21 protein-coding genes and 1 pseudogene are annotated in these 21294 nt (G+C 72.6%); 12 read left to right on the top strand and 10 right to left on the bottom strand.

Features of this window, described 5'->3' with window-relative positions:
* Positions 1-8: 8 nt before the first annotated feature.
* Together JNW91_RS15355 and JNW91_RS15350 are read right to left on the bottom strand one after the other, a co-directional pair.
* On the bottom strand, positions 9-317 hold the full coding sequence (locus JNW91_RS15355) for a hypothetical protein (RefSeq protein ID WP_407664326.1): 309 nt from the start codon (positions 315-317) through the stop codon (positions 9-11).
* A 5-nt stretch (positions 318-322) separates the two neighbouring features.
* Positions 323-2884 (bottom strand): FtsK/SpoIIIE domain-containing protein, encoded by a 2562-nt coding sequence (locus tag JNW91_RS15350; RefSeq protein ID WP_203175855.1) that lies wholly within the window; start codon positions 2882-2884, stop codon positions 323-325.
* A gap of 195 nt (positions 2885-3079) precedes the next feature.
* Between JNW91_RS15350 and JNW91_RS15345 the strand changes: the two genes are divergently transcribed.
* Positions 3080-3643, top strand: coding sequence for a hypothetical protein (locus JNW91_RS15345; RefSeq protein ID WP_203175873.1), 564 nt, complete (start codon positions 3080-3082; stop codon positions 3641-3643).
* A 3-nt stretch (positions 3644-3646) separates the two neighbouring features.
* Here JNW91_RS15345 and JNW91_RS15340 read toward each other — a convergent pair whose 3' ends face one another.
* Genes JNW91_RS15340 through JNW91_RS15310 form a run of 7 tightly spaced genes read right to left on the bottom strand, consistent with a single transcriptional unit; the run spans position 3647 to position 12132 of the window.
* Positions 3647-4246, bottom strand: coding sequence for a hypothetical protein (locus tag JNW91_RS15340; protein WP_203175853.1), 600 nt, complete (start codon positions 4244-4246; stop codon positions 3647-3649).
* 13 nt (positions 4247-4259) lie between these two features.
* Complete coding sequence (locus JNW91_RS15335) at positions 4260-5438, bottom strand: M23 family metallopeptidase (RefSeq protein ID WP_456085411.1); 1179 nt, start codon at positions 5436-5438, stop codon at positions 4260-4262.
* Positions 5435-5992, bottom strand: a complete 558-nt coding sequence (locus tag JNW91_RS15330; protein ID WP_203175849.1) for a hypothetical protein — start codon at positions 5990-5992, stop codon at positions 5435-5437. Before JNW91_RS15330 ends, JNW91_RS15335 begins: the two co-directional genes overlap by 4 nt.
* The gene (locus JNW91_RS15325) at positions 5989-7944 is read right to left on the bottom strand and encodes an MFS transporter (protein ID WP_203175847.1); all 1956 of its coding nucleotides are present in this window, start codon (positions 7942-7944) and stop codon (positions 5989-5991) included. Before JNW91_RS15325 ends, JNW91_RS15330 begins: the two co-directional genes overlap by 4 nt.
* Before the next feature lies 1 nt (position 7945).
* On the bottom strand, positions 7946-11392 hold the full coding sequence (locus JNW91_RS15320) for an ATP-binding protein (RefSeq protein ID WP_203175846.1): 3447 nt from the start codon (positions 11390-11392) through the stop codon (positions 7946-7948).
* Positions 11393-11441: 49 nt separating this feature from the next.
* Complete coding sequence (locus JNW91_RS15315; RefSeq protein ID WP_139583242.1) at positions 11442-11804, bottom strand: hypothetical protein; 363 nt, start codon at positions 11802-11804, stop codon at positions 11442-11444.
* 13 nt (positions 11805-11817) lie between these two features.
* The gene (locus JNW91_RS15310; protein ID WP_203175844.1) at positions 11818-12132 is read right to left on the bottom strand and encodes a hypothetical protein; all 315 of its coding nucleotides are present in this window, start codon (positions 12130-12132) and stop codon (positions 11818-11820) included.
* A gap of 354 nt (positions 12133-12486) precedes the next feature.
* Here JNW91_RS15310 and folP point away from each other — a divergent pair, with 354 nt between their 5' ends.
* From folP to JNW91_RS15275, 7 genes are all read left to right on the top strand, one after another.
* On the top strand, positions 12487-13359 hold the full coding sequence (folP, locus tag JNW91_RS15305; RefSeq protein ID WP_203175842.1) for a dihydropteroate synthase: 873 nt from the start codon (positions 12487-12489) through the stop codon (positions 13357-13359).
* Positions 13359-13727 (top strand): dihydroneopterin aldolase, encoded by a 369-nt coding sequence (gene folB / locus JNW91_RS15300; protein WP_203175841.1) that lies wholly within the window; start codon positions 13359-13361, stop codon positions 13725-13727. Before folP ends, folB begins: the two co-directional genes overlap by 1 nt.
* Positions 13724-14251, top strand: a complete 528-nt coding sequence (gene folK, locus JNW91_RS15295) for a 2-amino-4-hydroxy-6-hydroxymethyldihydropteridine diphosphokinase (RefSeq protein ID WP_203175839.1) — start codon at positions 13724-13726, stop codon at positions 14249-14251. The genes folB and folK overlap by 4 nt, the downstream gene beginning before the upstream one ends.
* 19 nt (positions 14252-14270) lie before the next feature.
* Complete coding sequence (locus JNW91_RS15290) at positions 14271-14810, top strand: DUF3180 domain-containing protein (RefSeq protein ID WP_203175837.1); 540 nt, start codon at positions 14271-14273, stop codon at positions 14808-14810.
* Positions 14811-14928: 118 nt separating this feature from the next.
* Positions 14929-16143, top strand: coding sequence for an ABC transporter permease (locus JNW91_RS15285; RefSeq protein WP_203175835.1), 1215 nt, complete (start codon positions 14929-14931; stop codon positions 16141-16143).
* Positions 16144-16195: 52 nt separating this feature from the next.
* A complete protein-coding gene (locus tag JNW91_RS15280) occupies positions 16196-16504 on the top strand; it encodes a hypothetical protein (RefSeq protein WP_203175834.1) in 309 nt (102 codons plus the stop codon).
* A gap of 83 nt (positions 16505-16587) precedes the next feature.
* Positions 16588-17061, top strand: coding sequence for a hypothetical protein (locus JNW91_RS15275; RefSeq protein WP_309244372.1), 474 nt, complete (start codon positions 16588-16590; stop codon positions 17059-17061).
* 54 nt (positions 17062-17115) lie between these two features.
* Here the strand turns inward: JNW91_RS15275 and JNW91_RS15270 are convergent, their stop codons facing one another.
* Positions 17116-18120: an ABC transporter ATP-binding protein gene (locus JNW91_RS15270; protein ID WP_407664325.1), complete on the bottom strand. Its 1005-nt coding sequence runs from the start codon at positions 18118-18120 to the stop codon at positions 17116-17118.
* Positions 18121-18122: 2 nt separating this feature from the next.
* Between JNW91_RS15270 and JNW91_RS15265 the strand changes: the two genes are divergently transcribed.
* The 4 genes and pseudogenes from JNW91_RS15265 to JNW91_RS15250 all read left to right on the top strand — a co-directional run.
* A complete protein-coding gene (locus JNW91_RS15265; protein WP_203175833.1) occupies positions 18123-18809 on the top strand; it encodes an ABC transporter permease in 687 nt (228 codons plus the stop codon).
* Positions 18806-19546 carry an ABC transporter permease gene (locus tag JNW91_RS15260; protein ID WP_203175832.1) on the top strand — a complete coding sequence of 247 codons (741 nt, stop codon included), beginning with the start codon at positions 18806-18808 and terminating at the stop codon, positions 19544-19546. The genes JNW91_RS15265 and JNW91_RS15260 overlap by 4 nt, the downstream gene beginning before the upstream one ends.
* Before the next feature lie 214 nt (positions 19547-19760).
* Positions 19761-20765, top strand: coding sequence for a glycine betaine ABC transporter substrate-binding protein (locus tag JNW91_RS15255; protein WP_203175831.1), 1005 nt, complete (start codon positions 19761-19763; stop codon positions 20763-20765).
* A 109-nt stretch (positions 20766-20874) separates the two neighbouring features.
* Positions 20875-21294 (top strand): annotated as a pseudogene (locus JNW91_RS15250) (hypothetical protein); the annotation flags it as partial.

The raw sequence follows: 21294 nt of genomic DNA, 5'->3' as shown, positions 1-21294 counted from the left end.
CGCCTCGGTCAGCTCCGGCGCGACGGCACCAGCGAGATCGCCGGTACGCCCAGCTCGCGCAGCCGCTCCTGCTGGCTCGCCAGCCCCGTACGGACCAGCGTCAGCTCCTCCCGGGCGGCCTCCGCCGACCGGGCCTGCTCACCGGCGGCAGCCGCCGCGCCGCGGCGTACCCCGTCCAACTGGCGCGCCGCGGCGAGGTACTCCGACCAGGCCGCGGTGGGATCCGCGTCGTCCCGGTCCGGCCCGGCGGCACGCTGCCGCCCCGGCCCCGTCACCGTCGCGTTCGGACCCACACCCACACCCTCCGTCCGTGCCACCGGGATCACCCGGCCTCGTCGGCGAACGGCACCAGAACCGTGCCCCGCTCGTCCGGGCCGTCCCAGAGCACCGCCCGGTCGGGGCGGCCCCGCCACTCCACCGGCCGGCCGAAGACGGCGGAGAGCTGCGCGGCCGGTACGTCCAGCACCGCCACGGCGGCCAACTTGTCCACCTCGCCGTCCGGTTCCAACAGCGCGGCGAACGGGGGCACCGCCCGCCACCAGCCCAACAGGTGCCGGCCAGCCGGCGGCCCGTCCCGCAGCAGCCCGCGCAGCCGGTCCACCGGCAACTCCCGAGGGCCCGGCCGATCCAACCCGAAGACCACCAGGTAGGTCGGCAGCTCCGCATCCACGTCCGCGAACAGCGTCGGCAGGTCCACCATGGTGGCCGGGTGTCGGGCAGCCAGCTCGGCCGTCAACGCCTCCGCCAGCGGCCGGGCACCCGGATCCGGCGCCGCCACCAGGAACCGGGCCGTGCCCGGCGTGTGGTGAACGGCCGTGCTGCGGGCCGCCGTCGCCAGCAGCCCGCCGGCCGCCGGGCCCGATCCCAGTACCGCGAGGTTGCGCCCCGCCGCCGGCCCCAGCGGTACGGCGACCGTCGAGCGGGCCACGTCCACCGCCCGGCCCAGCAGAGCGGCAGGCCCGTGCACCTGCCCGCCCGATGCCGACCGGTACCGCGGATCGTTGCCCAGTACCGGCCGGGCGTACCCGGCGAAGACCACCGGCGGCACCGAACCCGCCGGCCGGGCCTCCCACAGTTCGTGTCGCAGCTGCTCCCCCACCTCCGGGTGGTCCTGCGGGTCGGGATGCCGGATCAACCGCTCGTGACCCCGGATCGCACCGCGCGGACCACCCAGCCCGCCGGCCGTGTTCACCACCGCGCTGCCCACCGGCAGACCGGCGGCCGAATCATTGGTCGGCTCCAACACCGGGCTGCCACCCGGGAGCGCCACCCGCACCGGGAACTGCCCCAGCACCGAATCCCGGTGCCCGGCGTCCGCGCGGACGGACAGTCCCAGCTCACCCGCACCGGCCAGCACCAGGTGCACGCCCCACGCCCGGCCGGTCCGCGCCAGCCCGTCCACCTGGGCGGCCACCTCGGCGGACAGCCGGTCCCGCTCGGCGAAGAGCAGCGGCACATTGTCCACCACACAGACGATCCGGGGCAGCGGGCGGTGCTCGCGCAGCTCAGCGAAGCGCTGACCACCGGCCCGCCCACCCGACTCCGCCCGACGCCGCACCTCAGCCGTCAACTGGTCGAGAAGGTCCCGGACGTACTCCCGGTCAGCGGCCATCGCCGCCGCCCGCACCTGCGGAATCCAGGACCGGTCCCGCTCGGTCTGCAGGAACTCCACGAAGGACTCACCGTCGCCGAGATCCACCAGGTAGAGCGCCAGGTCGTCCGGGCCGTACCGGGCGGCCAGACCGAGCAACGCGGTGGTCAGGAAAGCCGCGCGACCCCCACCGGACCGGCCGCTGACCAGCCAGTGCGGGGTCAGCTCGGTGAAACCCAACGGCACCGGCCGTCCCGCCGCGTCACCGACCGTGGTGGTCAACCCGTTCGCCGGATCCGACTCCCAGAGCCGGTCACCGGTCTCCGGCAGCAGCTCCGCCAAACCCAGCCGAGAACCCGCCTCCACCTGCGCGGCCAGCCGCCGACACACCGCGTCCACCAGATCGGCAGGCGGATCCGCCTCGACGAAGACCGGCGAGTTCAGCCCACCCGGCGGCTCGACACCCGGACCGGTGAAGGACGCCCCCGGCGGGTCACCCAGCAGCGCGTACGCGTTGCGCAGCGCCAGCGGCGTGGCGTGCGGCAACGGAGCCCGAGCCGCGTACGGCCCGGCAGGTGGCCAACCCGCCACCACCAGGTGCAGCCCGGCCGTCGGCCCCTGCTCGGCCAACGCCTCGACCCGCGCCAGGTCGGTCGGCCCGGTCAGCTCCGGCAGCGCGGCAAGCACCAGCAACAACGTACGGTCATGGCGTCGACGCCCGCTCGCCCCCGGAGTCACCCACTGCTCCGCCTCGGTCAGCACCGCGCGCAGACCCGCCACGTCCACCGCGGGCGGCGGCAACAGGCCGGCATCGGCCAGCGCCCCGAACGGTGCGAGCACGGTGCCCGTGGCATCCACCGCACGAACCAGCAGGGCACCAGCCGGCGCCGCACCCAGCGACCGCAGCAGCACAGCCCGCAGCAGCCCCGCCACCCGAGGATCCCGAGCGTCGGCGTCCACACTCAGATGACCCGTGCCGACCAGCGGCACCAGCGCCGGAAAACGCGCATCGTCCAACGGTGCCGCCGTACCGACCCGGACGAAAAGCGGCGGACCATCACCCGCCGGAGAATCCACGGTGAGTGAGTCCAGAGCGGCCCCCGACCAGCCCGGAGCCAGTTGCGCCGCGACCACACGCAGCCGATCGGCCGCCTCGTACTGGCGGCGCTGATCGGCAGGTGCGGGCCGGGTCTCGTCGAGGATGTCGGCGGCGGCCGTCGCCACGGCGGCAGCCCGACGGTGCAGAGCTGCGGCGCGGTTCGTGCGAGCCTTCGGACCGGCCACCGCGTCCACCCCCTCTACCCGAGGTTGGCAACCCCTCCCCGAGCAGAGACGGTATCCCAGCCGAGGCCACTCCTCCGGGAGGTGCCGCGGCGGTGCGCCGGTGTTGTCGGAGATCTCACCGATGGGGAGGGGTCCGTCACGATCCGCTGGATCTGAGGCATTGGCTCCGGAGCCTCCAGCCGATAACGTCAGGAGGTGGAATCAGTGCAGCCCCCCGCCGGTTCCCAGGTCTCCCGCGTACCGGCCCAGCGGACGCCATCCGAGCAGCTGCCGCCGGCCCCGGCCGCGCCGGCCCCTCAAACGCCGCGCCGGCGGATGCGAACGGTGCTCACCGTGGTCGCCGGGGTGCTCGCCCTGCTCGCCGTCGGCGCTGGCATCACCGGATACGTGCTGTACGACCGAGCAACCACGCCCGACCGCAGCGCTCCAGACGTGGTGGTGGACAACTACTTGCGCGCATTCCTCGTGGATCGCAATGATGCGAAAGCGGGCCTCTTTACCTGTGAGACCGGGGCGCAGTTGCAGGCTGTGAGGGATCTCCGGACTGAGGCCGAGCAGCGTGAGTCGAAGTTCGGTGTCAATGTTTCAGTGAGTTGGGGACCACTGACCCGCACACCGTCAGGCAAAGGTGAGTCTGTTGCCACGACGTTGATCATCGCCGGTTCTGCTGACGGCGTTCCCAGGAGCAGTCGTCGGGAGGATTGGGTGTTCGACGTGATCGAGGACGACGACGGCTGGCGGGTTTGCGGCGGTATGAAAGCTGCTTGACCGTCATTCGATCCACAAGAGATGGACCGGCACCTCCAGGGTCGTGGGTGACTGCCCGCGCCACGCCCAGCGGTACCACTCCACCTCGGGTGTGATCCGGACGCAGATGTCTCCCTCGGCGCCCGAATAGGTTTCGGTGACCGCCCGCAGGTCGCGGTGCTCCCGCGCGCCCTCGACGTGCACCACCCGGCGCCCGGTCACCGCGTCTGCTTCGAAGACGGGTGTGGGGGACGGGTGTGCCGGGCCGTCCAGCGAGACCAGCCGGATTCCGGTCTCCCGGGCGCCACCCGGCCCGGGCCGCTCACTGACCGTCTCCACCCAGACCCGCTCCACCGGCACCAGAGGCGCGAACACCTCGACCTGCTCCGCTTCGGCTCGGTACCACTCGTGTTCGGGAATCACCGGCACGTAGGTGCGCGCGCCCTGTACCACCCGGTCGTCGGCGCGCAGGTCACCCCGCCAGCCCAGCCCGGGCAACCCCACCAGCACCCGCTGCCCACGCAACTCGACCCGTTCGGTGGCCGGAACGATGGTCAGCGGACGGGGTGGCTGGGGCGCCCAGTCGGGCTGGTCGGCGAACGGGTCCGGCAGGGGTCCGGTCATAACTGTGGTGGCCTCACGCCGGACGACGCAGCGGGGCGCCCCGGTCGCGCATGAACGGGACCGGATTCACCGCGCCGGAGGGGTTGCGGTTGTTGCGAAGGTGCACCTCGAAATGCAGGTGCGGGCCGGACGAGTTACCGCTGCTGCCCACCTGGCCTATCACCTCGCCGGCCGCAACCATTTGCCCCTCTTTGACGCGGGGCCGGACCACCATGTGGCAGTACCGCGTGATGTAGCCGCCGGCATGCAGCAGGTCGACAAACCAGCCGCAGCCACCCTTGTCGGGGAACCCGTCCACATCGCAGTCCTCCCGGTTGCGGTTGTCCGGGTCGCATTTGGCGACCAGCACCCGGCCGGCCGCTGCGGCGCGGATCTCCGTCCCCTTGGCCGCAGCAATGTCGACCCCGTCGTGGCCGGGTCGGCTGGCGGTACGGAAGCCGGAGCCGACACCGCCGGGTATCGGCGCGGTCCAGCCGGAGGCGGCGATCTCGCCGCGCTCAGCCGCGTTGCACATCGCCTTACCGTTGATCTCGACGGTGCGGGCGGCACCTCCGGCCAGCGCGTCCACGATCCGGCTGGACACCTCCTCGTGTTTGGCGTATGCGTCCGGATAGGCGCTGACCTGGACCTGCTGCGCTACGGCAGTCAGCGGGCGGCGCTGCCAACCCCGCACCTTGACGAGCTTCTCGTAGAACTTCCGGGCCGTGTACGCGGGCGTCATCCGATCGGCGACCGAGCCCCACCCCGGCCGCTGTTGGAACAGGCCCAGCGAGTCGTGGTCGGCACCGACGCCCTCATGTTGCAGTGCCAGCGACGCGGGGACCCTTCTGTTCGCCAGGTTTCGTAGGGCGGACTCCTGCATCGCGGTGGCCAGGGCGATCACCCAGCCACGAGAGGGCACCCCCATGTCCTGGCCGACCTTGATGATGATCGCCGCGTTGCGAATCTGCGCGTCGCCGTATTCGGTGAACCGTGGCAGTTTGCCCGCGATGTTCACCGGACGGACCGGTCCGCACCCCCAGCCCGCCGGGTCGTCTCCACTCTTCGCGTCGTCGCCGCCGAGCCCGGTGAGAAAGAACGCCGCAGTGCCACCGGTGCAGCACAGCAGGAGCAGCAACCCGGTGAGCGTCGCGGCGATCACACCGAGCCGGAGAGGTCGACGGCGTGTGACGGCAGTGCCAACGTCGTTCACGGCCTCTCCCAGTCCACCACGTCGACCAGCCATGCTCCGTCGGAGGCGACCAGTTCCAGCCGGAGCTGCCCGGCGTCGAGAGGAAGCAGCATCTCGACGAACGTCTCGGTCCGCTCCCGCATGGTCGGGGATCCCGTGACCTTCTCGGCGGGCACGGTTGCCGGCTCGGCACCGTTCAACTTCTCGGTCAGCGCCAGCGTGGAGAGCGGCCGCATGCCGGCCTGCCACTCTTCGGCGGTCATCCCGGGGCGGCCGAGCCAGGCGGCGGCGAACCGCTCGGCAGTCTGCTCGGGTGTGCGGGCACCGGGCCGGGTCACCGGGGACGGCGGCACTTCGGTGGACAGCACGCCGTCGGCGCCGGCCGTTGGGTCCACGGTGCTGACCGGCTGGTTCGGCCGACTGCTCAACCCGTCTGCGGGGTCGGCGGCGCCGGAAACGAGCCGGGCCGCCCCGATCACGCCGAAGATAAGCACCGCGATGAGCAGCGCCACTCCCAGCCGAGATCGCAGCGCCCGGGTGAAGAGGAACTCCAGTGCCCGTCGCATGGCTGTCACCGTGCCTCTGAGCGCACCCGCGGCCCGGTGCGGTCGGGTACGCGCTCGGTAGATCCCGGTCGATAGACCACGAACGACGGGTTCTCAGCAGGCACGTCGGGCTCGGTCCAGGTCGCTGGTTGTCGCCGGCGAGGTTGAGGCGGCACCGCGCCGCGTCGGCCGCCGGACTGGTGCGAGGGCGTCTCGTCCACGCGTTCCTGACCGTCCGGCCGCCCGGAGTCGGCGCGTCCGCCACCGACCGGGGCCGTCGGCGTTGGGACCGGGTCCTCCAGTCGTGCCTCCGGGCGTAGCCGGGTCAGCTCCGCGTCTGGTGACCGGCGACGACCGCCCACGGGTTCGGCGGTGCCGCCGGGCTCCACCACATCCAGACGCGCCGCGACCCGCATGTCCCGGAAGAACCGACGATGCCAGGACCCGGCCGAGCTGACCGCCTCGCTGCTGTCCTTGCCACCGAGTTGGGTGATCCGCCGGTATGGCCGCAGCAGCAGCCAGCCGACCACACCGCACAGCCAGACCAGCACCACCTGGAGCCAGCCCGGCAGGGCGGGCGTACTCATGATCAGGTCGACCGCGAACAGGTAGATGGCAGCGCCGGTGCCGAAGATGGCGATGTTGAAGACCGCGGCGACCACCGCGTTCGCCAACCGCCGCAGTCCGGCGCTGGCCGGCCGGAGAAGCCCGACGGTGCCCAGGATGGGTGCCGCGATCACCGCCCACCGGAAGATCAGGAAGCCCAGCAGGACCAGCACCGACGCGGTCAGGTCGAACATGGCGAAGAGCACGGCCGCGAGCACCGCGATGAATCCGGAGCCGATTCGATCCATGTCCCGGCTGCCCGTCAGGAACTCGTACGCCTCCGGGTCCTCGGTCTTGATCTGCTCCGCAACCGTCATCCACTGCTGCTGCTTGGCCTTGATCGTCCCAGGACGGGTGGCCGGGTTGGCGCGCAGCTTCTCCGACTCCTCCCAGGAGAACGCCTTGGCGTCATACAGGGCGGGGCCGTACTTGCGGGCCGTCTCGCTGTCCGCCGAGCCGAGCACACCGCGTAGCCAGTTGCGGTAGAGCATGGACTCGGTGGCAGTGTCACTGGCCCGGACAGCCGGCGGCCGGTTGTCCTTGCAAGCTGCGGGATTCGGATCGTCGCACTGATCCGGCGGGGTGTCCCTGGAAGCCGGACCTATGGCGTCGTGCACGACGCCGAGAGAGGTGATCAGAGTCCCGTCGGCAATGTTCGCTGACTTGACCGGCCAGGCGGCCAGCGCGGTGACCGCCACCATTACCAGCAAGGCCCAGCCGGCCGTCGTCATCGCGTTGCTCATGTCCGACTGGCGGGAGCGCCAGAGGAGGTAGAGACCCACCACGCACAGCGTGATGATCCCGAAGACGCTGAACACCTTCTGGTAGACGGCCTTGGTGGCCTTCTCCACCAGCGGGTCGGCCCAACTCCACATCGTCCGAGGATCCCAGGCCCGCTCCCGCAGAGCGTTCGAGGCACCCACGACCGCCGTGGCCATCATGAACTCTCCGTTGGCGACCGTGGTGGTGAATTTGTAGTCCGGATGGAGAATGGTGGAGGCACATCCACCATCGACGTCATAGGTGTTCAAGCTGTAGCCGCCGTAGCCGTAGTCGCTGTAAAGGCCCTTTGGCCCAGGCAACTTGGACGAATCCGGGCGGGAAGCGAACCAGCCGGCCAGGCCTGAGTCCGGGGCCGACGGCACGGGCGGCTTCCGACAGTCGATCTCCGTATCGCTTACCTGCTTCAGCTTGGCCACGCAGGCGCGGAAGTCGGCCTGCCATTCCGGGGTCGTGCAGAGGTCGGCGCGGGCCTGGACGACGGGTGGCGCGGCCGAGGCCGCCTCCGCACCGATCAACGGCCAGGCGACGCTGGCCCCGGCCAGTACGCCGAGGGCGAGCAGGAACGATGCGATCCTCGCCCGGGCCCTCGCCATGTCACGCCTCCAGATCCGGCAGGGGGATGCTCGGCAGCACTCCGGCCGCCGCGGCGATCGCGGCGGGCGTCGTGTCGAGGTGGTCCAGCAGCCCTTCGACGTACGAGACGTCGACTCGGACCTTCTGCACCCGGCCGTCGACGTCGCGCATCACGAACTCGCGGAAGCCGAGCCGGTTGGCTGAGCTGGTGTCGGCGGCGGAGAGGGAGGCCAGGGTCGCCTCGTATCCGTCGTTGACCGGCACCCGCAGCAGCCGGAGGGCTTCGGAGGCGATCTCGGCGTCTTCGGCGATGCGGCCGACGAAGACGGTGGAGACCAGGTTCTGTACGTCGAGGCCGAGGATGTCGCGGGGGTTCTGCGAGGCGACCAGCGCGGCGAGGTTCCACTTGCGGGAGTCCCGGGCGAGTCGGACCAGGAACGACCGGCCGGAGCGCCAGCCCTCCATGAAGTGCGCCTCGTCCAGGCCGACGAGCTTCCGCGACGACATCGACCCGCCGTAGCAGCGGCGGACGGCGAGCCGGTGTGCGGTGTGCAGCATCGGCAGGGCGAGGGCCTCCTCGGCCGACCAGTACTCGCGTTCGATCTTGAGGTCGGGCAACCGCAGTCCGGCCATGGTGATCACGGTGAGCGCCGCGTCGGCTCCGAGCAGCCCTTCCGGTGGCCGGCCGAAGAAGAGCATGGCCAGCGGCATCTCCGCCGTGTCCAGCAGCAGGTTGGCCAGTTCCTTGCCGGCGTCGTCGTCGAGGCGGCCGAGGCAGCTCACCACGTCGTCCAGGGTGGAGGTCTCCTCGGCGGGTACCTGGCGGACGGCGTGCCGGAACAGGGTGGCGGTGGACGCCTCCCGGGCCACCTGCGGCGGTACCAGCATCATGCAGATGTCCTGGACGAGCATCCGTCGTTCGGCCCGGGCGTTGGAGACCGCGATCTCGAACTCCCGGTCACCGGCGGCACCGATGCCGAACTCGCTGCGCAGCGGTGTCGGGATGAGCGAGTAGGGCGCGAGCGTGCCGTGCTCCGAGCCGGTCAGGTTCAACACCCGGGAGTACGGCCGCAGTTCGGGCATGGCGCAGAGCCGGGCCAGTGGGCCGGACGGGTCGAGCAGGGTCACCTGCACGCCTCGCCGGGCGGCCAGGTAGCCCAGCGCGCCGAGCAGGGTCGACTTGCCACCACCCGGCTCGGCGACGAAGACCGCGAGCCCGGAGCGTTCCCGGACCTCCATGGGGAAGTGCAGGTCGAGGAAGACCGGTCGGCGGCAGGTGCCGGCGGTACGGCCGATCAGGTCGCCCCGCCGGTCGCCCACGTTGGACGCCGCCTGGGGGAGTGCGGCGGCGAGCAGCGGAACCGGCATCCGGCGGACGTACCCGGTGTTGGCGATCGGCTCGCCGGGAATGAACTCGCGGGCCAGCCAGTCCTGGTTCTTCGGATGCTGGAGCGAGATGCGCAGCTCGCGGGAGTAGAGCTGGATCAGGCGACGGGCCCGCTCCAGGCACTCCTCCCTCGTTCGGCCGCCGACCGCGATCCGGTGCCAACCGTGTGCGCGGGCCGAGTCGACGGGCAACCCGGTGGTCATCTCGTCGCCGATCACCAGCGCGCGCTTGGCCAGTCGTTCCAGCTCGGGCGGTGCGTCGATGCCGTGCTCGGCGTAGTCGAGTTGCTGGGAGCGGATCATCCGCAGCCGGTGTTCGAGATTGCGGAACGAGTCGCCGGAGCCGAGGATGTCGACCCGGGTGGAGATCTCCATGGGCCAGGGCAGGCGCTCGTGGAAGTGCAGCCAGGGCTCGTGTCGTTCCGGGATCTCCAGCGGCTCCATCCGACCGACGGCGAGCACGGCCACGTGCCGTTCCTCGCCGGTCATCCGGTTGACCAGCTTCACGGTCGAGCCGTACGGGGTGCGGTAACGCTCGACCTGTTCGGTCAGCGCCAGCAGGTCGCCGCGCTCCCAGCGTCCGTCGGTCACCGGCGAGAGCGTGCCCGGCGGCGCCATGCACAGCGCCACCGAGCGGTAGAGCAGCCACTCCAACTCCTGGGCGGTGACCCGGCGGCCGCGCATGCCGAACGCGCCGAGCACCTCGTCGAACTGCTCCACGGTGCGGCCCAGCTTGCGGCGTTCGCCGTCGGCGGTGCCCCGGCCGAAGGTGCGCAGCACCCGCTCGGTGAGCGAGTCACCGAGGGACCGGCGGGCGAAGGTGACCCCCAGGTAGGTCTGCCCCTCGGCGTGGTTGACGGCCATCAGGTGCCGCTGGGCGGCGACCAGGTGGTCGGCCCACCCGGCGGTGCCGGGCACGTCGGGCAGCGGCGAGGCGGTGTGCGCGTCGATGGTGCGTGCCCACTCGTCGGCGGGGAACGGCCGGGTGGTGCGGCGCAGGTGCAGCCGAAAACCGGCGAGGCCCGCGTACTGCTCGGAGATCGCCGACAGCAGCGCCTCGCGTTCGGCGTCCGGTCGGAACGCCCAGCGCACCTCGGGCAGCCAGTACCAGGCGGTGACGGTGTTCGGGGTGAAGGTCAGGTGGCCGGCGATCTCGGTGATGGCCAGTTCGACAGACGGGTCCCGATCCCCGAACTTGATCTTCGGAGCGCGGACCCGGGTCGGTCGGACGGGTCGGTCCTGCCGGCTCGCGGCGCGCTGCCGGGGCGCGACGACCTCTTTCCCGGCTCCCCTGGGTCGCTCCGAGCCGTCGGCGCCGCGGGGTGCCCGCTCCAGGGCTGGCCGGTCCGCCGGTGCGGCGCTGGCCGGCCGCTCCGTCGGTGCCGATGGTCGGTCCAGCGGGACCGCCGGCCGGTCAGTCGGGACGGCCGGTCGCTCCACCGGCGCGGTCGGCCGGCCCGACGGCGTCGCCGTTGGACGGCTGACGGGTGTGGCGCTGGGTGCCCGGGTCGCCGGGGCTGCGGCCCTCGACGGGGACGGGCCGCCGACGGCAGGGTCGGTGTCGCTCGTCGGGTGCAGCATCGGCAGTCGGTCACCCGCCTGATGCGGCACCCGGGACTCGGTGGCCGGGTAGGCATCCGCGCGTCGTGGCTCGACGGGCCGTCGGCCGCCGGTGGGTCGGTCGTCGGGTGTCCACGGTGGCTCCAGCTCGGGAGCCGGGCGGGCCGGCGGTGCGACGGTCGGCGGTTGCTGCGGGATCGCCGGCTGGTCCCGGATGGCGGGGGCGGCCGGAATGGCTCGCGCACCGCCGGGTCGGGCGCCACCGAACAGGTCCAGGAAGGGCGAGTCGATGTCGGCGTTCTCGCCCGCCGTCACGGCGGTGGGCTCGGCGGGCGGCGTACGTCGGGGCACCGGCCGGGGCGCCTGAAAGACGCCGACCGCCCCGTGCCCGGGCGAGGTCACCAGCGCGGGGTCGAGCGCCACCTCGTCCTCGCCGTCGGTGTAGTCGAACGACTGCGCACGGTGACCTGCGGGTGCGCCCGGGCGGCCGGCCGGGGACCCCGGCGTGGAAGCGCGGCTCATGCGATCGCCCCACCCGCGTCGAACGACGGACCGCTCGGTGTACGCCCGGTCATGCCAGCTCCTCCCGGATCCTGATCCGACTGCCGACCAGGCGCGGATCGCGCTGCTCGACGGCCGGCTCCCGGGTGCGTCGCCAGTCGGTCAGCGCGGTGCGGATGACCACCCGCGCCGGCCGGTCCGGGTCGACGTGCCGGAAGATGAACGACGTGGTCACGATGGCCAGCGCGATCTCCCAGGCTGGGAAGAGCTCGACCGTGAACGTGAACAGCCAGTGGATGAACATGTAGAGGGGGACGAGCAGCATGAAGAGCCCGTACTGGGCGTACGGCAGGTGGACCGGAAGGGTGTAACCGGGCGGCCCGAGGTAGACCAGGCGTGCCCGGTAGATGTCGTCGTCGGTGCGCAGCCGCATGTGGTGAACGCGCCTATTCGAAGATCAGGTCGATCAGGTAATCGCCGACGAAGAAGAGTGTTGCCGCGCCGGCGATGAAGGCCAGCCCGACGATGGCGATCGCGGAGCTGGTGAGCACCTTGGAGATCTCGCCCCGGCTGGCGCGGCCGATGAAGATGACGCCCAGGACGGCGAGCAGGATCGGTGCGATCTTGCTGGCGAAGAAGGTGACCACACTGTTGGTGTCGATCCCCTTCGGGGCCGGCTCGGCGAGCGGAGCCGACGCCAGAGTGGAGAGCGCGTGGGCGACGCCGGACGACGTCGTCTCCATGAGCTCGAAGGCGATCACTGGAACCTCCCCATAGCGCGGCCGGCGGTGCCGCGGCGGTGCAATAGGCAAGCCTTGCGGGAAATGTGCTCACAGGGCGCAGCGTTCTCGACCCTGCGTTCGTTACTCACCACGGAGAGTGGCGAGCTTTGGGCGGTTTTTCCCGCTTCGGCCCTCCCTTCAAGCTTCGCCGTCTCGATGCTGGCCAATTCCAAAGCGTACGGGCCGCCCCGGATTGCGACAAGCCGCGAAGGGGCTGCCCGATGCTGCCCGGATGACCGATCGTACACCTGTTCCAATGCGCACGTCAGGCGTGGTGGTGTCAGGGCCGACCGGGTCGGAGAGGGCCGCCACCGCGACCGGTACCGTCTAGTCGTGACCGATCTGGTACGGGCTCCGGGCCCGGTGGTGATGGGCGTCCTCAACGTCACGCCGGACTCCTTCTCCGACGGCGGACGGTACGCCGACCTCGACGCCGCCGTCGGACACGGCGTCCGTCTGCGCGACGCCGGAGCGCAGCTGGTGGACGTCGGCGGCGAGTCGACCCGCCCGGGCGCCGAGCGGATCGACGCCGCGACCGAGGCCGAACGGGTGCTGCCGGTCATCCGCGCGTTGACCGCAGCCGGTGTACCGGTCAGCATCGACACCAGCCGCGCCCGGGTGGCGGAGGCCGCCCTGGGCGCCGGAGCGGCAGTGGTCAACGACGTCTCCGGCGGCCTGGCCGACCCCGACATGGCCCGGGTGGTCCGCGACGCCGGCTGCCCCTGGGTACTGATGCACTGGCGGGGCCACTCCCGGCAGATGCGCGAGCTGGCCAGCTACGGCGACGTGGTGGCCGACGTACGGGCCGAGCTGTCGCAGCGGGTCGGCGCCGCGCTGGCCGCCGGGGTGGCCGCCGACCGCATCGTCATCGACCCCGGCCTCGGCTTCGCCAAGACGGCCGCGCACAACTGGGAACTCAGTGCCCGCCTGCCGGAGCTGCTGGACCTCGGGTACCCGCTGCTCTTCGGCGCCAGCCGCAAGTCGTACCTCGGCGGGCTGCTCGCCGCCGCGGACGGCACACCGCGGCCGACCGCGCAGCGGGAGGCGGCCACCGTCGCCACCAGCGTGCTCGCGGTCGCGGCGGGCGCCTGGGGGGTACGCGTGCACGACGTGCGCGCCACCACCGACGCGCTCGCCGTCTGGGCCGCCACCGGGAGTCCACGCCTGGTCTTCGCTGGGGCCGGCCGGAAGCGAGAGGGGCAGTGATGACGACCGACCGGATCCAGCTGACCGGCCTGCGGGCCCGGGGCCGGCACGGGGTGTACGACTTCGAACGGGCCCAGGGTCAGGACTTCGTCGTCGACGCCGTGCTGGAGATGGACCTCGGCCCGGCCGCCGCCAGTGACGACGTCGCCGCCACCGTGCACTACGGCGAGCTGGCCGAGCGCCTGGTCGCGGTGGTGACCGGCGAGCCGGTCAACCTGATCGAGACCCTGGCGGACCGGCTGCTCGCCGTCTGCCTGGCCGACGAGCGGGTCGACACCGCCACGGTCACCGTGCACAAGCCGGAGGCCCCGGTGCCGCACACCTTCACCGACGTGGCGGTCACCATGACCCGTAGGCGTTCCCGATGACCCGCGCGGTCCTCTCGCTCGGCAGCAACCTGGGCGACCGGCTGGCGCACCTGCGGACGGCCGTCGCCACGCTCGGCGACGCCGTGCTCGTGGTCTCCGGCGTGTACGAGACTCCACCGTGGGGTGACGCCGACCAGCCCGCGTATCTCAACGCGGTGCTGCTGGCCCAGGACGAGGCGGCGACACCGCGCGACTGGCTGGAGCGGGCCCGGGCCGCGGAACTCGCGGCCGGCCGGGTGCGTGACCCGCAGCGGCGGTTCGGACCGCGCACCCTCGACGTGGACGTGATCGCCGTCTGGGGCGACGACGACGAGCCGGTGCTCAGCGACGACCCCGAGCTGACCCTGCCGCATCCTCGGGCGCACCTGCGGGCGTTCGTGCTGCGGCCGTGGATCGACATCCAGCCGTACGGGCGGCTGCCTGGTCACGGCTGGCTGACCGACCTGCTCACCGCCGGCCCGGCTGCGGACGACGTGCTGGATCTGCGTGCCCGGCCGGAGTTGGCGTTAGAGTCGACCGCATGACCGAGTGGAGCCGGCCGGCATGACGCAGGCGAAGTCCCCACCACCGGGCGGGCCGGGCCCCGACCGGTCGCGGATGGGTCCCACCCGGATCTCGAGCCTGGTCGTGGCCGCCCTGGCCGCCGCCGCGGTGGCCTGGCTGCTGATCAGCACCCTCTACTACAGCGGTATTCCCCGGCTGCCCTGGCTGCCCGTGGTGACGTTGGCCGCGCTCGCCGTGCTGGAGGCGTACGCCGCGGTCAACACCCGGGGTCGGATCGAGCGCAAGCCCGGCCGGGACCCGGTCAACCCGCTGCTGGTCGCACGGTTCGTGGTGCTGGCAAAGGCGTCCGCGCTGGCCGCCGCCATCTTCGCCGGTTTCTACGCCGGGCTGGCCGGCTGGCTCTTCGTGGAGACCACGCGGGCGGCCGCGGAGGACCGGCCGGCCGCCGGTGGCGGTCTGCTGGCCTCGCTGGCGCTGGTCGGCGCCGCGCTCTGGCTGGAGCGCTCCTGCCGGGTGCCGGAGCGCCCGGACGACGAGCGTGAGCCCGACCAGCGGGAGAGCCGCCCCGGCCAGCGCTGACAGGGGGTTACGCCCGGCTCCGGGCGCGGGTACGGTGCCTGCGATCGGAGAGCAAGGGCCGCCCGCGACCCGTCCGCGCGCCGGACGGGGGACGGCCGGCCACTGGGGAGGCGGCGTGATGGGGTACGAAGAAGCGGGCCGGGACCGGTCGGCTGAGCCCTCGTCCGGGGTGCCCGCCGCCGTACTGGAGAACGTCTTCGACGACCCCACCCACGGTGAACCGGGTCGGGACCGCGTGGTCGTGCACGTGTGGTGGGAGTTCCTCCTGGTGGCCGGACTGGCCGCGTTGGGTTGGCTGCTCTGGCGGGAGGATTCGGCCGCCCTGCGCGCCGACAACCTGCGCACGTTGCTGGTCGACGCGGTCGGGCTCGGGCTGCTCGCTCTCGCGGCCGGGCTGAGCCTGCGGACCGCCGCACCGAACCTGGCCGTCGGGCCGGTCGCCGTCGCGGCGGCCCTGCACTACGCCGAGCAGGGCGATCGGGGCCTGCCGGCGTCCGTCGGCCCGGCCGTCGCGGTCGCCGCGCTGGGCGGGCTCGCGCTGGCGTTGATCGTGGTGGTGCTGCACGTGCCGGCCTGGGCGGCCAGCCTGGCCGGCGCGGCCGGTGTGGTGGTGTACATCGAACGCCGGTCGGCGGCGGTGCTGGTGCAGGGCGACTACGACCCCGGGCGGACGGCCGGCTACCTCTTCGCCGGTTTCGCCGCGGTGGCGGTCCTCGGCGGGCTGTTCGGCACGATCCGGGCGATCCGTCGCCTGGTCGGCCGGTACCGACCGGTTACCGATCCGGCCCGTCGCCGGGGTGTGCTGGCCGCCGTGGTCGCCGCCGTCGCGCTGGTCGGCTCGACCGTGCTGGCCGCGCTCGGCGGCGTACTGCTCGCCGCGAACGGACCCGGCTCGGTCACCCCCGGCACCGGGCTGGACTGGACGGTGCTGGCGCTCGGGGTGGCGCTGCTCGGTGGCACCAGCGCGTACGGCCGCCGGGGCGGGGTGTTCGGCACCCTGCTGGCGGTCAGCCTGGTCACCGTCTTCCAGCAGTACGCGCCGGAGCGGGGCTGGACGCTGAGCAACTGGGCGGTGGGCGGCGCCGCGCTCGGCGTCGGGTTGCTGGTCACCCGCCTGGTCGAGACGTTCGGGCGTCCCCGGCGGGGCGTCGCCGACCGCCCCGAGCCGATCGGCGACGGCACGATCAGCACGGGCTGGACCATGCCGCCGTCGCAGGCGGTCGACAACTGGCCGCCGACCCTGCCGACGCCGGCCGCGCCGCAGCCGTCCGACCCGTGGCGGGAGCCGCGGTGGGAGGACAGCCCACGCCGGTGGGACACCGACGAGCGGTGAGCCGTGTCGCGTCACCGCGCCGGAGCTGATCTCGCCCGTTAGGCTCGGCGGCATGACCGACTCACCTGCCGCCACCCCCGGCGGAACCTCGTTCGAGGAACTCGACGCGCTGTCCACCGAGGAGTTGCGGGAACGGGCGTTCGCCCTCGCCAGGGAGCGTCGCGACGTGGGCTTCTACTGGTCGGTGCTGCGGCACCTGCCGAACGCGGACGAGGCGACGGTGCTGGACGGCGCACCGAACTCGGTCGGCCCGACCATCGACGAGGCGAACGCGTTGTGGCGGGAGCTGACCGGTCACGGGTACGAGGAGTCGGCGCCGCTGCTGCGGGCCGCCTTCATCGACTACCTGATGAAGCACTGAGCCGCTCGGGGCAGCCCAGGTCCACCCGGCAGAGCGGTACCGGGTCTGGGCGGATCACGTCGCTCTTCCACCGTTCCGGCCCGGTGAGCCGCTACGGAACGGCCGCCGGTACCGGCGCGCTCGCCGTGCTGCTGCTGGTGGGCATCTGCGGCAGCCCGGCGTACACCGGTTGGGCCGCCACCCAGACCGATCCGGATTCGGCCGGCGCCTTCTACCTGCGTCTGCTCGCCTGGCCGGCCTGGCGGCTGGACGCGGACGGGCAGCCCGGCGGGTTGTTCGCCGCCGACCTGCGGGCCGTCCTGCTGGTGGTTCTCGCGGTGGCCCTGCTGTATCTGCTGCCCGCCGCGCAGGTGGCCCGGGTGCCCGGCTCGGTCAGCCAGTTCTTCTCCGGCTGGGCCGCGTACGTGCTGGCCGGCGGGCTCGCCGCCGTGCTGGCGGCGCTGCTCGGCCCCGATCCGTCGATGCTGGGCGCGTTGCAGGACGCCAGCGCCGGGGCCGGCTACGGCTTCCTCTCCGGCTGGATCATCGGCACCGCCAGCCTCGGCGGCCGGGCCTGACCGCACCGGCGCGACCGGACGGGAAGCGGTCGCACCGGTGCCGGCGAACCGGGGTCAGCCGGTCGCCCGGCCGAGGTCGAGCAGGTGCTGCCGGCTGAGCGCCCCCACGGGTCGGCCGTCGTCGGTCACCACGAGCCGGTCCCGGCCCGAGGTGAGCAGGACCGCCAACGCGTCGTACGCGGAGCCGTCCAGCGGCACGGTGGGCAGGTCCGTGGCGGCGTCGCCGGCCAGCGGCTCCAGCGACTCCCGGTGCAGGGGGGTGACCACCAGCCGGCGGATGCCCCGGTCGGCTCCGACGAACTCGCGCACGAACGGCGTGGCGGGTGCGCCGAGCAGGGCGGCCGGGGTGTCGTACTGCTGTAGGCGCCCGCCCTCGGAGAGCACCGCGATCCGGTCGCCGAGCCGCACGGCCTCGTCGAGGTCGTGGGTGACCAGCACGATCGTCTTGCGGACCTCGGCCTGGAGGCGGAGGAACTCCTCCTGGAGGCGGGCCCGGACGATCGGGTCGACGGCCGAGAACGGCTCGTCCATCAGCAGCACCACCGGGTCGGCGGCGAGTGCGCGGGCCACGCCCACCCGCTGCCGCTGGCCGCCCGACAACTCGTGCGGGTAGCGGCCGCCGAACTGGGCCGCGTCCAGTCCGACCAGGTCGAGCAGTTCGTCGACGCGGGCCCGGGTCCGGTTGCGGGGCCAGCGCAGCAGGCCGGGCACGGTGGCCACGTTCGCCCGGACGGTTTGGTGTGGGAAGAGGCCGACGTTCTGGATCACGTAGCCGATCCGGCGGCGCAGCCGCACCGGGTCGACGTCGGTGACGTCCTCGTCGCCGAGCATGATCCGGCCCGAGGTCGGCTCGATCAGCCGGTTGATCATGCGCAGCACCGTCGACTTGCCGCAGCCGGACGGGCCGATCAGGACCACCAGCTCGCCGGCCTTGACCTCCAGGCTCAGCTCCCGGACGGCCTCGGTGCCGTTCGGGTAGCGCTTGTGGATGCCGTGCAGGGAGATCGACGCCGCGCGAGGGGAGTCGGCCACGCCGGGGGCCTCCGGGGTAACGTCCACGTATGTCCTTCCGCCTGAGCTACCGGGCCGACCCGGGTAACCCCTGGTTCTCCTGGCAGTACGTGCGGGACAACTCTGACACGATCCTCGCCGCGGTGCGCGAACACGCCTCCCTTACGGGGCGCGCGGTGCTGATCGCGGTGCTGATCGCCCTGCCGTTGTCGGTGCTGGCCTACTGGGTCCGTCCGCTCGCCGGTCCGATCCTCGCGGTCAGCGGGGTGGTCTACACCATCCCGTCGTTGGCGCTCTTCGCGTTCATCGCGCCCTACCTGGGCACCGGGACGACCACGGTGCTGGTCGGGCTGGTCCTCTACGCGCTGCTGCTGATCGTCCGCAACGTGGTGGCCGGGCTCAACCAGGTGCCGCCGGAGGTCGGCGAGGCCGCCATGGGCATGGGCTACGGCCGTTGGCGGCGGCTGTTCCGGATCGACCTGCCGCTGGCCGTGCCGGGCATCCTGACCGGGCTGCGGCTGGCGACCGTCTCGACGGTGGCGTTGGTCACGGTGGGGGTGCTGGTCGGGCACGGTGGTCTCGGGCAGTTGATCTTCGCGGGCTTCCAGAACAACCTGTACAAGGCCGAGATCATGACCGGCTCGGTGCTCTGTGTGGCGCTCGCCGTCGTCCTCGACCTGCTGCTCGTCCTGGTCGCTCGGCTGGTGACCCCCTGGACCACCCGGAGGGCCCGTTGACCGTCGCGGAGAACCCGATCGGCCAGGCGGTGGTCTGGATCAACGACCCGTTGAACTGGACGAACCCCGGTGGCATGCTCGACCGCCTCGGCGAGCACCTCACGATCTCGGCTCTGGCGGTGGCGCTCGGCTGCCTGGTGGCCTGGCCGCTCGGGCTCTGGCTGGGGCACACCGGGCGGGGCGGCGGCCTGGTGGTACTGGTGTCCAACGCCACACTGGCCATCCCGACGCTGGCACTGCTGACCATCCTTCCGGTGGTCTTCTCCAGCGGCTTCGGGCGTACGCCGGTGGTGGTGGCGCTGGCCGTGTTCGCCGTACCGCCGCTGCTGGCCAACGCGTACACCGGTGTGCTCCAGGCGGACCCGGAGGCCCGCGACGCCGCCCGGGGGATGGGTCTGTCCGGCGGGCAACTGCTGCGGCGGGTGGAGCTGCCGCTCGCGGTGCCCTACCTGGCCGCCGGCTTCCGGACCGCCGCCGTGCAGGTGATCGCGACCGCGGCGCTGGCCTCGTTCGTCAACGGCGGCGGCCTCGGCGAGATCATCCGGACCGGGTTCGGCCTGGGCATCGCCGGCGGAGGGGGTCAGATCGTGGCCGGCGGGGTGCTGGTGGCCGGGCTCGCGCTGGTGGCCGAGGTGGTCCTCGGCGTCGTCGAACGGCTCGTCACACCCCGTCCGCTGCGGCGCGGGCGGCAGCGCGCGGGGCAGCCCCGGCCCGCCGACGCCACCGGCCGCGCCTGACCCGCGCCCGGGTGGTCCGTCCGGGTGAGCCGTCGCGATCCGTCGACCGCTGGCGTACCGCTCGGTGACGATGACGTGACGAAGTCCATCCCAGGTTGTCGGTCGGTTCCGGAGCATGTTGGGTGGACATTCGCGGGCGACCAACAGTCAGGATCGCCCGTCGGACACGCGGCCGGCCCGGGACGGGCCGCGCCGGGACACGGAAGGCGGGCACATGCGCGCACGTACACGTCTGGCGATCGGCGCTATCGGCGCCGTCGCCGGAGCAGCGCTCCTCACCGGTTGCGGTGGCGCCGGTTCGTCCGGCACCGACGCGCCCCAGCAGAGCGCCTCCGGCGCCGGGTGCGCCCCGGTCAAGGGTCAGCAGCTCATCGCTCTGCAGGACGACAAGAAGCTCCAGAACTCCGACAACATCATCCCCGCGGTCAACAGCAAGGCCGCCAACCCGCAGCTGATCGCGGCGCTCGACAAGGTCTCGGCGGCCCTCGACACGCCGAAGCTGATCCAGCTCAACAAGGCCGTGAACGACGACCGGAAGACCCCGAAGGTGGCCGCCGAGGAGTTCGCCAGCGCGAACAACCTCACCGCCGGCATCGCCAAGGGCCCGGGCGGCGACATCGTGGTGGGCGCCGGCAACTTCGCCGAGAGCCAGACGCTGGGCGAGCTGTACCGGATCGCGCTCACCGCCGCGGGCTACCAGGTCAAGGTGCAGCAGATCGGCAACCGGGAGCTGTACGAGCCGGCACTGGAGAAGGGCGAAGTCCAGGTCGTCCCGGAGTACGCGGCGACGATGGCCGAGTTCCTCAACACCAAGACCAAGGGCGGCAACCCGCCGCCGGTCTCCTCGCCCGACATCAACACCACGGTGACCGCCCTCAAGGCCGAGGGCGACAAGGTGGGCATCACCTTCGGCGCCCCCGCCGCAGCGCAGGACCAGAACGCCTTCGCGGTGACCCAGGCGTTCGCCGACAAGTACGGCGTCCGCACGCTCTCCGAGCTGGCCGCGAAGTGCTCCGGCAGCGCGACGGTGCTGGGTGGCCCGCCGGAGTGCCAGCAGCGTCCGTTCTGCAAGCCGGGCCTGGAGAAGACGTACGGGCTCTCGGTGGGCTCGTTCTCCTCGCTGGACCAGGGCGGGCCGCTGACCAAGAGCGGTCTGCGCGACGGTTCGATCAGCGTGGGTCTGATCTTCTCCTCGGACGGTGCGTTCGCCACCAGCTGAGCCCCTCCCGGTACGCGCTGACGACGCCCCCGCCCGCACCCGGGCGGGGGCGTCCGCGCGTGCCGGGACCCGTTCCCTCTGATGGGGATCCTCGGTAGGCTGCACAGCCATGCCAGCCCCGGTCACCCCCGACGCCCGGCGCCAACCGCGACTGCTGACCATGCTCTTCTGGGCGGGCGTGGGCCTCGCCCCGGTGGCGGCGCTGATCCTGCTGGTCGCCGACGGCAACACTCCGCTGCGCTTCGCGGCGGTGCTCGCCATCCTGGCGGTCGTGCTGATCGGCCTCTCCATCGCGCTGCGGCCCGACGGTGACGCGGCCCGCGCGACGAGCTGCTGGACGAGATCGAGGAGCTGCGCCGGGAGTTGCGTGCCGAGATCGTGGCCGCCGCGCAGCGCGGTAACCAGGCGCTCGACCAGGTCCAGCGGGCGCAGGAGGCGATCGTGGCGGTCCGTCGCCGCCTCGACGCCAGCGGCACCGCGCTCGCCGGTGCCGCACCTCCCGTCCGACCCCGCCGGCGCGGCCGGGCAC

Source organism: Micromonospora parastrephiae (assembly GCF_016802865.1).
Lineage (GTDB): Bacteria > Actinomycetota > Actinomycetes > Mycobacteriales > Micromonosporaceae > Micromonospora > Micromonospora parastrephiae.
The sequence above is the reverse complement of the archived record's forward strand: the minus strand, read 5'-3'. Positions and strand labels throughout refer to the sequence as shown.

What these genes read in the sequence shown, in the direction of transcription:
- JNW91_RS15340 (WP_203175853.1), bottom strand. Translation starts at nt 4,246, where the DNA reads ATGACCGGACCCCTGCCGGACCCGTTCGCCGACCAGCCCGACTGGGCG.
- JNW91_RS15325 (WP_203175847.1), bottom strand. Translation starts at nt 7,944, where the DNA reads ATGGCGAGGGCCCGGGCGAGGATCGCATCGTTCCTGCTCGCCCTCGGC.
- JNW91_RS15320 (WP_203175846.1), bottom strand. Translation starts at nt 11,392, where the DNA reads ATGAGCCGCGCTTCCACGCCGGGGTCCCCGGCCGGCCGCCCGGGCGCA.
- JNW91_RS15315 (WP_139583242.1), bottom strand. Translation starts at nt 11,804, where the DNA reads ATGCGGCTGCGCACCGACGACGACATCTACCGGGCACGCCTGGTCTAC.
- folB (WP_203175841.1), top strand. Translation starts at nt 13,359, where the DNA reads ATGACGACCGACCGGATCCAGCTGACCGGCCTGCGGGCCCGGGGCCGG.
- folK (WP_203175839.1), top strand. Translation starts at nt 13,724, where the DNA reads ATGACCCGCGCGGTCCTCTCGCTCGGCAGCAACCTGGGCGACCGGCTG.
- JNW91_RS15290 (WP_203175837.1), top strand. Translation starts at nt 14,271, where the DNA reads ATGACGCAGGCGAAGTCCCCACCACCGGGCGGGCCGGGCCCCGACCGG.
- JNW91_RS15285 (WP_203175835.1), top strand. Translation starts at nt 14,929, where the DNA reads ATGGGGTACGAAGAAGCGGGCCGGGACCGGTCGGCTGAGCCCTCGTCC.
- JNW91_RS15280 (WP_203175834.1), top strand. Translation starts at nt 16,196, where the DNA reads ATGACCGACTCACCTGCCGCCACCCCCGGCGGAACCTCGTTCGAGGAA.
- JNW91_RS15265 (WP_203175833.1), top strand. Translation starts at nt 18,123, where the DNA reads ATGTCCTTCCGCCTGAGCTACCGGGCCGACCCGGGTAACCCCTGGTTC.
- JNW91_RS15255 (WP_203175831.1), top strand. Translation starts at nt 19,761, where the DNA reads ATGCGCGCACGTACACGTCTGGCGATCGGCGCTATCGGCGCCGTCGCC.